This window comes from Bacteroidota bacterium (assembly GCA_034439655.1).
Classification (GTDB): Bacteria; Bacteroidota; Bacteroidia; order UKL13-3; family UKL13-3; genus CANJUD01.
The window spans coordinates 1-12,899 of sequence record JAWXAU010000158.1 but is presented as its reverse complement, the minus strand read 5'-3'; the positions used below and the strand labels follow the sequence as shown (position 1 = coordinate 12,899).

13 protein-coding genes are annotated in these 12,899 nt (G+C 37.4%); 5 read left to right on the top strand and 8 right to left on the bottom strand.

The window, feature by feature from the left end; all coding sequences use genetic code 11:
* Window positions 1–538: 538 nt before the first annotated feature.
* From SGJ10_11535 to SGJ10_11510, 6 genes are all read right to left on the bottom strand, one after another.
* Entirely contained in the window at window positions 539–1,510 is a 972-nt protein-coding gene (locus SGJ10_11535; GenBank protein MDZ4758751.1) for a GSCFA domain-containing protein, read from the bottom strand.
* A 102-nt stretch (window positions 1,511–1,612) separates the two neighbouring features.
* A complete protein-coding gene (locus SGJ10_11530) occupies window positions 1,613–1,834 on the bottom strand; it encodes a DUF2007 domain-containing protein (protein ID MDZ4758750.1) in 222 nt (73 codons plus the stop codon).
* Between the two features lie 60 nt (window positions 1,835–1,894).
* On the bottom strand, window positions 1,895–2,101 hold the full coding sequence (locus SGJ10_11525) for a type II toxin-antitoxin system HicA family toxin (protein MDZ4758749.1): 207 nt from the start codon (window positions 2,099–2,101) through the stop codon (window positions 1,895–1,897).
* A 4-nt stretch (window positions 2,102–2,105) separates the two neighbouring features.
* Window positions 2,106–2,321 (bottom strand): type II toxin-antitoxin system HicB family antitoxin, encoded by a 216-nt coding sequence (locus SGJ10_11520; GenBank protein ID MDZ4758748.1) that lies wholly within the window; start codon window positions 2,319–2,321, stop codon window positions 2,106–2,108.
* 111 nt (window positions 2,322–2,432) lie between these two features.
* Entirely contained in the window at window positions 2,433–3,587 is a 1,155-nt protein-coding gene (locus SGJ10_11515; GenBank protein MDZ4758747.1) for a homogentisate 1,2-dioxygenase, read from the bottom strand.
* A 153-nt stretch (window positions 3,588–3,740) separates the two neighbouring features.
* Entirely contained in the window at window positions 3,741–4,412 is a 672-nt protein-coding gene (locus SGJ10_11510) for a DUF4159 domain-containing protein (GenBank protein ID MDZ4758746.1), read from the bottom strand.
* Between the two features lie 212 nt (window positions 4,413–4,624).
* Between SGJ10_11510 and SGJ10_11505 the strand changes: the two genes are divergently transcribed.
* Together SGJ10_11505 and SGJ10_11500 are read left to right on the top strand one after the other, a co-directional pair.
* Entirely contained in the window at window positions 4,625–6,658 is a 2,034-nt protein-coding gene (locus SGJ10_11505; protein ID MDZ4758745.1) for an OmpA family protein, read from the top strand.
* Between the two features lie 20 nt (window positions 6,659–6,678).
* Entirely contained in the window at window positions 6,679–7,023 is a 345-nt protein-coding gene (locus tag SGJ10_11500; protein MDZ4758744.1) for a hypothetical protein, read from the top strand.
* Window positions 7,024–7,188: 165 nt separating this feature from the next.
* Here SGJ10_11500 and SGJ10_11495 read toward each other — a convergent pair whose 3' ends face one another.
* Entirely contained in the window at window positions 7,189–7,392 is a 204-nt protein-coding gene (locus tag SGJ10_11495) for an alpha/beta hydrolase (GenBank protein ID MDZ4758743.1), read from the bottom strand.
* Window positions 7,393–7,432: 40 nt separating this feature from the next.
* Window positions 7,433–7,666, bottom strand: a complete 234-nt coding sequence (locus tag SGJ10_11490; protein MDZ4758742.1) for a hypothetical protein — start codon at window positions 7,664–7,666, stop codon at window positions 7,433–7,435.
* Window positions 7,667–7,765: 99 nt separating this feature from the next.
* Here SGJ10_11490 and SGJ10_11485 point away from each other — a divergent pair, with 99 nt between their 5' ends.
* The 3 genes from SGJ10_11485 to SGJ10_11475 all read left to right on the top strand — a co-directional run bounded on the left by SGJ10_11485 (window position 7,766) and on the right by SGJ10_11475 (window position 12,617).
* Window positions 7,766–9,166, top strand: coding sequence for an FAD-linked oxidase C-terminal domain-containing protein (locus SGJ10_11485; protein MDZ4758741.1), 1,401 nt, complete (start codon window positions 7,766–7,768; stop codon window positions 9,164–9,166).
* 96 nt (window positions 9,167–9,262) lie between these two features.
* Complete coding sequence (locus SGJ10_11480) at window positions 9,263–9,934, top strand: thioredoxin family protein (protein MDZ4758740.1); 672 nt, start codon at window positions 9,263–9,265, stop codon at window positions 9,932–9,934.
* Window positions 9,935–10,055: 121 nt separating this feature from the next.
* Window positions 10,056–12,617 (top strand): zinc-dependent metalloprotease, encoded by a 2,562-nt coding sequence (locus SGJ10_11475; protein ID MDZ4758739.1) that lies wholly within the window; start codon window positions 10,056–10,058, stop codon window positions 12,615–12,617.
* Window positions 12,618–12,899 lie beyond the last annotated feature (282 nt).

Here is a 12,899-nt window from a genome sequence, read left to right as displayed (position 1 = left end):
GAATTGTTAGTTAAGTAGTAAATAATGGCAAAAAAAATCGGCTGAAACGGTTGATTTTACTTGAAAGTATGGTTTAACTTCCGTTGTAGAATGGTAATGCCGAACTACATCCCGAAAGCCCCGCTTAATCCCGATAATTATCGGGATTAAGCGGGGGATTAGTCCCCTTATTTTGGACTATTATGTATTGAGTGTCGGTACTACATCTACGATTCATGAAATTCTTTGTCTCCAAGCCAGACTCTGAATGATGGTGAACCCCACGTTGTCACCTTTCTGCGAAAGGTAACTTACTATAACTACTGTTTCATAACTGCAAGCTCTAAGACCTGGAAAAAGTATATCCCTAGCCTTGATATTTAAAATATATACTTGCAAAGTATGAGTGTCCACCCTTCCATAAGACACGCGAATCAGATATGTTTTCTGACGATGACAAATGTTCAGTGGCAAAGGGATTCTACTTTTGCCGGGTTGCAACCCTACTTTCTATTCAAGTCACCGTTCGCAGAACGGCGACAACGTGTGCGTAAATGATTTAATAAACCTTCATCAATACATTCACTTCTTCCAATTCATTTTTCACATCCACAGTTTGATTGAGCAACTGCAAATCACTATATAGGTTTTGCAAAAACTTGAGGTGCTGTTTGGTGCCAGGCTTAAGTGGACGGTGGGCCAACTGAAGTTTGAACTTTTGCCATTTGTGTATAAATGTATGATAGTCTGCAGTGAAATATTGCTCGCCAAATTTATGATATATATAATCTATAGCCCTATCATTGGGGTGCAATAAGTCCTCTTTATAATAACTGTAATCACGCAAATCGTCGAGCATGGTTTCGTAGGCAGGGAAATATAATATATCTTTTTCGTTCGCTAATTTACTACACAAAACTCTAAGCAATGATTTGCTAATAGCGTTTAATTCCAAGCCATCCTTCAAATGTCTTACTGGACTTAAAGTGAGAATGATTTTAAGTTTGGGATTTTCTTCTTTTACTATTTTATATAGTACCGCAAATGCTTTTTCCATAGCATGCAATTCCAAAATGTCTTGTTCAAAATCCTTTGCTGGCCTTTTGTGGCAATTGTTTACCAAGGTTTCATTACTTGCAAGTTTATATATAACTGAAGTTCCAAAAGTAATCATAAGCACATTTGCTTCACGCAAAAAGTTGCCTGTATCGGTCAATATTTTTTGCAACTGATGCGTTAGTTTTTCTTTATCAAAATTCCAATACATTGAGTGAAAGCCATGGTGCTGCCATGTTTCCCCATCATGATAATATAACACTTCACTTGGCTCGCCACCCAAAAGTGAAGCTTCCAACAATTCAAAGATACTGATAGGATTATATACAGTACCAAATGGATTTACCACCGTTTGCAATTTATCAGCATGCAATCGCTCACCAATATTATCAGCAAAGCACGAACCTATAGTAAGTACTTTGGTTTCCAAACCTATAATAGGATTTGCATTTGTTTGTATTTCTGTGCGGTTCATTTTGTTGAATTACGAAGTACGAATGTCATTCGCCGCCGGCGGAACGAATTACAGTTATCTAGCGTCAGCTAAATCGTAATTCGACAAACGTAATTCTTTATTTTATATATATCCTCCTTCTCGCAAAATTTCAGTAGCCATTTCCAAATCACTTTCTCTCACTTGTAGCTTTGCCCCTCCTATTGCATTTGAATAAAAAGGTTGTACTTGTATTGTAAGTTCATCTTTAATAAAACATTCAATGCCTTCAGACTCTAGTCGCCCACGAATAACGGCAAGTTGCAAGGGCTGTGGGGAAGTGAGGATTGTTATGAAGTTATCCATAATTTATTTACGATTGTTGATTTACGATTTACGATTGGGCGGACGCCACATAACTAAATTTTATTCAAGTTCCTTTTTATCTATTTCAGCCTGTTTCAGAATTGCTAAAAAAGTTTCTTTTTTCAAAACTCTACCACCCTGAATTGGGACTATAATAGTTTTATTTGAAATAGGATTAAAATATATCTGACGAGATCCTTTTGTTCGTTTATATAAAAAATCATGCATCTCTTGCAACTTGATTAGATTTCTTGGAGAAAGATTCATAATGTTATATACTAAGAGAATATTCTAAAGTATTACTATCATCAGGGATTTTCTCTCCCCTCTCCTTAAGCTCTTCAATATATAATTCAATAGCTTCTTTGGCCATTGAAATAGCTTCATCTATATCCTCACCATAGGTAATACAACCTGGCAAAGCTGGAACAATTACAGTAAATCCTCCTTCTTCTTCTTTATGTAAATGCAATTTATAGGTGTACATAATTTATAAATTTGAAAGTTAAAATCGTAGAACAAATATAATATAATAATTACGAACTACAGTTATTTTGCGTTAGCCCAATCGTAATTGGTAAATCGCAATTTTTAAATTCTATTCTACCCAACTTTTATAATATCCCTTATCCTCCATTTGCATAGCATACTCGGTTAATTGTAATGGATGAAAAGGGTCTATCATCACTGCAAGTTCTTTGGTTTCTTTTGCACCAATAGATTTCTCTACCGTGCCCGGATGTGGTCCGTGCGGAATACCTTTAGGATGCAATGATATCATACCGCGTTCTACATGTTTCCTGCTCATAAAATCTCCATCCACATAATATAATAGTTCATCACTATCCACATTGCTATGATTGTAGGGAGCAGGAACTGATAAAGGATGGTAATCGAACAAACGCGGAACAAAAGAACATATCACAAAATTATTTCCTTCGAAAGTCTGATGTATAGGTGGTGGCATATGTATACGGCCTGTAATAGGCTCGTAATCGTGAATAGAAAATATATAAGGATATACAAATCCATCCCAACCAATGGCATCGAAAGGATGTGTTTGATAAGTATAAGGATATATTAAATCCTGTTTCTTAATCATCACTTTAAAATCGCCTTGGGCATCATTGGTTTCAAGCCTGTCAGGAGTTTTGATATCGCGTTCGCAATAAGGAGAATGTTCTAGCAATTGTCCATCCTTATTGCAATATCTTTTGGGTGCACGAATCGGACTAAATGACTCTGTAATAAACAAACGATTTTGCTCATTATTAAAAAACATTTGATATATAGTACCTCTTGGGATTACTAGATAATCGCCATAAGCAAAATCTAATTGTCCATACACACTTTTAAAAGTTCCACTACCTTCATGCACAAAAATCACTTCATCAGCATCCGCATTCTTATAAAAATACTCGGTCGATTTGCGTGGTGCTGCAGCAGTAACATATAAATCTTTGTTGCACATCAATATTTTTCTGCTTTCTATATAATCATCGCAAGGCTCCGTTTTAAAAGTGAGAAAGGAACGGTTTTGCAAGTTTTTGTGCAATTCCACTTTAGGTTCTACATTGATTGGTTCGCCAATATTCTTCACCAAAGTGGGCGGATGGCAATGATATACCAGTGAATATATACTACTAAAACCTTCGGTACTTACCAATTCCTCAGCGTATAAAGTACCATCTGGCTTGCGAAATTGTGTATGACGTTTGCGGGGTACTTGACCTTGTTTGTGATAAAAAGACATCAGAGTTATTTTAAATTTTATATTATTTAGTAGTCAGCCCGCCGCGGCGGGAAGTAGCCAGTGGTCGGTAGTTAGTGGTCAGTGGTTAGTAGTCAGCCCGCCGCGGCGGTCAGTGGTCAGTGGTCAGTACTTGACGCCGAACGGCACTGATTACTAGTTCCCAAAAGCATATTTCACAATATTAGCACCCATTTGCAACGCTTTCATTCTTTTCTCGGGTGAGTCTTTATGTATTTCGGCATTTTCCCATCCATCGCCAAGGTCGCATTCAAAATTATAAAAACATACCAAACGTCCTTCATATATAAGTCCAAATCCCTGCGGGGGTTTATTTTCGTGCTCATGTATTTTGGGTAGTCCAGTCGAAAAATCGTAAGCGGAATGGTATATGCCATGAGTGTACGGCAATTCTATAAAATCCAGTTCGGAGAAAACCTTCTTCATTTCGCGACGGATAAATTTGTCCATGCCATAGCTATCATTGATATTGAGAAAGCCTCCTGCTACCATATAGCTACGTAAGTTTTTGGCTTCGGTATCGGTGAAAAATATATTACCGTGGCCAGTTACATGTACCCAGGGATAATTAAATATCTCTGGACTACCTACTTCTACAGGGTCTTCCTCTTCTATTATATTAGTGCCGAGGTTTTGGTTGCAGAACTGAATAAGGTTGGGCAATGAAGTTGGGCTCACATACCAATCTCCACCTCCACTATATTTCAATCGTGCGAGTTTTACGGAGCTATTTCCGCCAATAAAAGAAGTGGAAAGTATGAAAATTAAGACGAGGCAGGCAACTTTATGAGGTGTTTGATGAGTCATGGGTGTACAAATTTAGTAGTATTTAGTCTTTAAAAACAAAATTATGGAAATATTTTTTACTTAACCAAAGTAATAAAACCATGAATTATCAAAGGGTGCAGCATGTTATGAACATTTTTTTTAATTTGTTCAATCATAAAATTTTGTTTGTGTCGATTCTTTGCCCAAATTTGACACCCAATTTAGAGACCCAAAAACTGACTTTTTTTAAAATGACAAAAATAACGCTCAAGCAATCTGCAATTATGATGATTGCGTTAGTGATCCTAGGATTTAGTTGTGGTAGTGGTAAGGATACTATTCAAAAAGGAAAGCTACTTGAAGAGAACCTTGCTTATGGAGAAGCTGCCAAAGTATACAAAAACGTTTATAACAAGTCGAAGACAAAGCCTGAACGTGCCGAAGCTGCCTATCGTGCCGCAGAAGCATATTATAGAGCCGACAATTTTAAAGATGCTGAAAAATGGTTCAGAACTGCACTAAAGCAGGAATACAACGACCCTCTGATTGGTTACTATATTGGCCGCATAGAGATGCTGAATGAACATTATGAGCAAGCTATTGTAGAGTTCAGTAACTATAAAAAATCTAATCCAAACGACTCCCTTGCCGACATTATGATAGCGGGCAGTGAGCAAGCGTTAAAATGGAAAAAAGACAAACCCAAATACCGTATAGAAAATTGCAAAGTAATTAATACTCGCTACTTCGATTATGCCCCAGCCTATTACAAAAAGGACCAAATCTTATTTACTTCCGACAGACCTGGTGGTGTGGGAACCGTAAAATATCCTTGGACCTCAGGTGGTTTTTCAGATATATATTCTACCACCATTAATTTGAAAACAAGCCAAATGAAAACGCCTGTTTTATTAAAAGGTAAAATAAATTCCAAATTCAACGACGGTTCATGCCAGGCAGATAAAAAAGGAAAGATATATTTAACAATATGTAATGGACGCGATGGTAAAGAAAAACGTTGTAAAGTGTACTCATGCGAAGATAATGGAAAAGAATACGCAGCACCTGAGTTGCTCAATTTCAATAATGACTCTTTGTATCAAACAACCGACCCTTCTATTTCGCCCGACGGTGAAACACTATATTTTGTAAGTGATATGGATGGAGGCATAGGCGGATTGGATATTTGGTTTGTACGTTTCAACAAGAAAACAAAAGACTGGGGCGAACCTGTAAATTGTGGCCCAACCATCAATACTATTAAAGACGAAGTTTATCCTTGGATACATGAAGACGGAACTTTGTTCTTTGCCTCAAGTGGACATCCTGGGATGGGCGGAATGGATATTTTTTATTCAGCAGGTGTTGGTAAAGAATGGACCAAACCCAAGAATATGAAATGGCCGATAAACACTGGCGGGGATGACTTCGCCTTGATTTGCGACAAAACCAGAGAGACTGGTTATTTCACTTCAAACAGACCTGGTGGTAAAGGAGGAGACGATATATATCGCTTCTATTTATTACCCATGGAAATTTGCTTGGTGGGGAAAGTTGTTGGTTGTGTAGATAAACAACCCATAGCCAATGCAACTGTTACTATTAACAATAGTATCAATAGCGAAGTGCTTATTATAAAAACAGATTCTAAAGGTGAATACAAAACCAAATGCAATTTGAAACCCAATGCCGAGTATAGTTTATATGCTCAAAAACGTGAAGACCTATATATTGATAGTAAGGTTGAAGAAGTTTCTACGATGGGTATTGAAGTCTCCACTACCCTGCGTCAAGATTTTTGTTTGGATGAATTGCCCATCGGTGACTATTTTAATGTTCCTGGAGTTTATTACGATTTGGATAGTGCCCGCATTCGTCCAGATGCATCTTTAATATTAGACTCCCTGATCGGTATCATGAATAAGTATCCAAAAATCACTATCGAACTCGGTTCGCATACCGATTGTCGTGCGACATATGATTATAATATCAACCTCTCACAACGACGTGCCGACTCTGCTGTTGATTATCTTATTCGTAACGGTGTAGAAAAAGAAAGGCTCACTGCCAAAGGATATGGTGAAACATATTTAGTGAACGATTGTGCGTGTGAAAAAGAAAAAGGAATGGAACCTTCTATTAAATGTTCCGATACAGAACATCAGTCTAACCGCCGCACAACTGTGAAAGTTACAGGTAAAAACTTTATCACCAAACGCTTACCAGAAAAACCCAAGAAAGAAGGCCCAAAACCTAAAACGCCTAAAGCACCTATTAAAAGATAACTCTTTAAGTAATTATCATTATGAAAAAATTAGTATATATTGTTTTAATTGCTGCCATTACGCTTTCTGTTAGCAGCTTCAAGCCCAATGAAGATTTGGATTTAAAAGTAACTGCAATTAAACAAAAGGACGATAAATCGACCACTATGGTTGATGAAAGTTTGGTTGATATGATAGAATTTTCTTGCGATTGTACCGACTGTGGTAAAATTTATATTTTTCTTGAAGGCAAATATGCTGGTGCCATTGATGTGGTGTTTCGCAACAAAACATCGCTGATGAAAAAACCGGGCAAATATAAATATACTGCCAAAAGCGAGAAAGGTGAGAAGACTGCCGAGGGCGAGATTGTTTGTCCTGAGTAATTTTTTTACTGTATTTACTATTTAGCAAAGAGAGGCTGAAATAATTATTCAGCAAGCTTGCTGAACCTATTGAGCATAGTATTTTGGTTTTATTTCTTAGGAACCAAATCCAATTTAGGCAATAGTGCCATCACTCCTCCCTTACCAATTCAGGTCTTTTATATGCTATAAAATGGTCTGCCACTCGGGGTGCTGGGCCGTGGCCATAGCTGCAATCGGGCTTCCGTACGATCTCCCGATCACTATTTCTTTCTTTCCCCACTTGTTCATTTCTATAAGTTTGGTAAGAACCAGAGTTTGGGTATCAATATCGTTTACAGTTCTACATTGTCGCGATTTATTATAACCGGGCCTGGCGAGTGCCAGCATTCTAAAGTTTTTGCAAAATGGTATCATCCAATTGTGCCATTCAGCGAAACCATGCACCTGGAGCACCGTGTACCAATACCAATAGAGGAAGTGTGCTATCGGAACCCACCGTAGCGTAATGTACTTTTAACCCTAGCGTATCTAATGTGTGGTAAACAGGTTTCACCGATTTGTTACTGTAATGTTTCTCAATTGCTTGATCCGATTTGATAAAATGCTTGAAACAAGAATTTATCAACAACGAAATTAGGATGAGTAGCGAAGTTCTTTGCATATAGAGGCTACTAAGTTATAAGACAAACTTGAAGCCACTATTGTTAATTTTAAAATGCTACATGTCACATATATATTATATACTTTTGCCTAATTGTATATGTATAAAAAAATATCATCGCCAGATTTAGAATTTTTTGAATCCCTAATAGGTTTCGAAAATGTATATATTGACGCAGAAACCTTAGAACTTAATTCGAAAGACGAAACCGAAGATCTTTCTTTTATGCCTGAGGTTGTACTTGTGCCTGCAAATACAATAGAAATAAGCAAGATATTAAAGTATTGTAACCAACACATCATACCTGTTACCACACGAGGAGCTGGTACTGGCCTAAGTGGCGGAGCTTTGCCTGTGATGGGAGGTGTGGTGCTAAACCTTAAAAAGCTGAATAGCATCATACAAATTGATGAGCAAAACCTTCAGGCCATAGTGGAACCAGGGGTTATAAATGAAGCATTACAGATAGCGGCAAAAGAAAAACTGCTCTTCTATCCTCCCGACCCAGCAAGCAAAGGTTCATGTTCGCTTGGTGGAAATATAGCCCACAGCAGCGGCGGCCCCAAGGCTGTAAAATATGGCACCACCAAAGACTACGTGCTCAATTTAGAAGTAGTTTTGGCCAATGGCGATATAATAAATACAGGAGCCAATGTACTCAAAAACTCCACTGGATATAATATAACACAACTGATGGTGGGCAGCGAGGGCACCTTGGGAATTGTAACAAAGATTGTTTTGAAATTAATACCCCTCCCCCGCTATGATTTTTTGATGTTGGCCTGTTTCCAAAACAATGTAGATGCTTGCAAAAATGTGGCGAAGTTATTTCAAGCTGGCCTCACACCTTCTGCTTGCGAGTTTATAACACAAAGGGCTTTACAAACTTCATTAACCTATTTGGGCAGAACCTTCGATTACCCTGCAGGTTCCAATGCTTTCCTATTAATTGAGTTTGATGGGAATCATATTCAAACTTTGGAAGCAGAAGCAATGCAAGCATCCGAAATATTATATACAAATAATTGTTTGGAAATTTATACATTCGATAGTGCCGACCAAAAAGAAAATATGTGGAAGGTACGTCGCAGTATAGGTGAGGCAGCAAAGCACAACAATATATACAAAGAAGAAGACACGGTAATACCACGTTTTCATTTGCCAGAGCTATTGGAAGAAATTGCTTTGATAGAAACTGAATACCATTTTCGAACTATTATATATGGCCATGCTGGCGATGGGAACTTGCACATCAATATATTAAAAGACAATTTGGAGGACGCATACTGGCAACAAACAATTCCCAAAGCTATTGAAAAAATATTCGCCAAATGTTTCGAACTAGGTGGAACAATTTCTGGGGAGCACGGAATAGGACATGTGCAAAGACCCTATTTCCAAAAATTTATTCACCCGCATTTAATTGAAATCTATAAGTCCATTAAAACCTCTTTTGACCCAAATTCAATCTTAAACCCCTCTAAAATATGGATTGGCTAAAATAATGAACCGTTCAGACACAATATGATACCAATAGTTAAAATGTGTGTTTTCGGTATAAAATTCGACCTATTTTTGTACTGTAAAAAATAAAAAATGAATCTACGAAATATTATTGTTTTATTTATTCTTATCAACTTTACCTCAAAAGCTTATTCTGAAGTTAGAGGTATTAGTTATATGTCGAAAGAAGGGTTAGAAAGGGTTATCCCTTATGCCAAGCGGGATAACAAACCTATTTTAATATATTTGCATTCTCAGCACTGTTATACTAGCAAGAAATTCACCCGCGAAATAATGTCAAGCGATTCTGTTAGAAAGTTTGTTGGCCCAAAATATTTTTGCATCAATGGCGATATCGCCTACGAGTTTGGGACAACGTATGCTAAGAAACATGAAATATTGATTCTCCCAACTATAATTCTATTAGCCCCCGATGGAAATCATCAATTTCAAGTTGATATGACCTATGAGCTTGATATATTATTTGGGCAAATAAGTAGATATGTTTCTACCTGCAGCATCCTTATGCAATCCAGTTTATTAAAATCTACGTCAAAACTTTCGGAAGGAGAAGCCCTCAGTAAAATAGGTGCATCATATGCTAAAACAGATTTTATGAAACGCCGTGAAATTCATCCCCGAGATAACTGTAGAAGATTTTTGGTTGACATGTCAAAACTGAATCATTTCAAAAATGGATATTATAAAGAGTGGGAAAACTTATTAGAAGAAGAAAAGAAAAAAGTTTCAGCTACATCTAATTAAAGATATAATAAAAGAATATTTAGGAAAACCGTCCCTGTGACGGTTTTTTTATTTTTAGTTTTTGAAACAATTACCCCCCTATTTTCGTAGCCTCTAAATTATAATCAACAATATAACCAAAATGAAAAAAATTATCTACTCATTAATTTGTTTACTAACTATTGGCGGCATACATGCTGCTGATGAAAAACCCTCGAAGCCTGAAGAAAAAAAGAAAAATACTTTTGACGAAAAAGTAAAACCTTGTAAAAAATTCGACGGGCTGTTCGTTCTTTATCAAGACACCACCAATGGAAGCATGTGGATGTCCATCAAGAAAAACCAAATTGGCAAAGAATATATTTATTTTGCCTATACCGAAAATGGCTTGGTAGAAACAGGGCACAATCGTGGTAACTTCAGAGATAACCGTGTGTTCGGTCTCAAAAAATATTATGATAAAATTGAGTTCGTTAGCAAAAACACAAACTTTTATTTCGACCCACAGAATGCAATCAGCAAATCGGCAGATGCCAATGTGAGCGATGCTGTATTAGCAAGTTTGAAAGTTACTGTATATGATACTACCAAAGAAGAATATTTGTTGGACGCCAATAGCATATTTATGGGCGAAACATTGCACCAAGTAAAACCAAGTCCATCGGGTAGCCCCTTTGCGGCATTCTTTTTTAGCTTGGGCGGACTTAATAAAGAAAAATCAAAATATGTATCTATACATAATTATCCAAACAATACCGATGTGATTGTGGATTATGTGTATGATAACCCTATGCCTATGAATGGCGGCGGAAGCGAAGTGGCTGACCCTCGTTCGGTAACTGTCCGCTTGCAACATACATTAATTGAAATGCCAAAAAACGATTTTGTTCCCCGTCGAGACGACCCCAGAGTAGGTTATTTTAGCACTGAGGTTGAGGATATGACTTCTTCATCGCCCACTCCATATAAAGATATGATTCACCGTTGGAACTTGGTGAAGAAAGATCCTACTGCAACTATAAGCGAACCTGTTGAACCCATAACATGGTGGATAGAAAACACCACGCCCAAAGAATTCAGACCTATTATAAAAGAAGCTGGTGAACGATGGAATTTGGCTTTCGAAAATGCAGGTTTCAAAAACGCAGTTATTATAAACGAACAACCCGATGATGCAACTTGGGATGCTGGCGATATCAGATATAATGTGTTGCGGTGGACCTCATCGCCAAATCCTCCTTTTGGTGGTTACGGGCCTAGCTTTGTTAACCCACGTACAGGCCAAATTATGGGAGCTGATATTATGCTCGAATATATATTTGTGACCAACCGTTTAAAGCAAGAAAAACTTTTCAATGCTGCTGGTTTAGGTATACAAACTGAATTGCAAGAAGATTTGAAAGGCAAACATTGTTGCCAACTTGGCGAATGTATGCAACACAATATGATGCTTGGTCGTGCAGCTTTAGCAGCTAGAGGTGCCACAGAAGTTGATACCAAAGAATATATCAAACAAAGTTTATTTTACTTAGTATTGCACGAAATGGGGCATACCATGGGTTTGAATCATAATATGAAAGCCAGTCAAATGCTTTGGCCCGATCAATTGAACGATAAATCAATCACCGATAAATTAGGTCTCACTTCTTCTGTAATGGATTACCCTGCGGTTAACCTCACAGCCGACAAAGCAAAACAAGGATTATACTTTACCAACAAACCCGGTCCTTATGATAATTGGGCCATCGAATACGCCTATAGTACTGCTACAACCGACCCAAGTGCAGAAGAACAAAGACTCACCAAAATTTTAGAAAAATCGAATGACACTTTACTTATTTTTGGTAATGATGCTGATGATATGCGTAGCCCTTTCAACGGTATTGACCCACGAGTGAATATTGGTGATATGAGCAAAGATGTTCTGGGTTATTCTAACACCCGTTTCAAATTGGTAAATACTTATATGAATGGTCTCAAAGAAAAATATAGTAAACCTGGACAAAGCTATCATGAATTGCGTCAAGGATATTTGATATTGACAGGGGAAATGAACAGTGCAGCAACTGTGACAAGCCGTTATATAGGTGGTGTATATGTAAATCGTGGGTTTATTGGACAAGTTGGTTCTATTCAACCCTACACGCCTGTTTCATTGGCCGACCAAAAGAAAGCCATGAGTATATTATCGAAAAATATATTTGCTGCCGATGCTTTTGATGCTGCACAGAGTCTTTATCCTTATTTACAAATGCAACGCCGGGGTTTCAATTTCTTTGGCAATACCGAAGACCCAAAAATACATTCACGTATATTATCTATACAATCTGGAGTATTAAGTCAATTGCTTAACAGTAATACTTTACGTCGCTTAACCGACAGCCGCCAGTATGGAAATAAATATAGTGTGACCGATATGATAGGCGATTTGACCAATGCGATATTTAAAGATGACCAAGGAGCGAATGTGATTACCATTCGTCAGAATTTACAAGCAGCTTATGTAACGCGTTTGATAGATTTAATGAATAGTGGTAGTGGTGATTATGTATCGAAAGCTGCAGTATACCAATCACTCAAAAGTATTAATGGGATGATGGGCGGGGCCGCTGTCGTGGGAGCTGCACCTGTAAACAAAGAAACAACTGCACACAGACAATATATAAGTTTCTTAATTAAGCAAGCTTTTGAAGCGAATAAATAAGAGTATTATATAATGCTCGTCCGAAAGCTGCTCTTTTTTCGTTACGCTCATTAAAAAAAATGGTCATTTATAAGGATAAACTCCCATGTTTTTTTAATTTCCTCCGCCAACAGGCGTAGTCAAAAAAGAAGCTTTCAATCCAAACTCGAGTTTCCGTTCAGTCACTATATAAAAAAGCCCAAGTCCCGATAGCAATCGGGACTTGGGCTTTTTTATTAATATGGATCTCCAAAAAAAGACGAATTGTCCTGTGAAATTGCATAAACACCAATATCAATTATT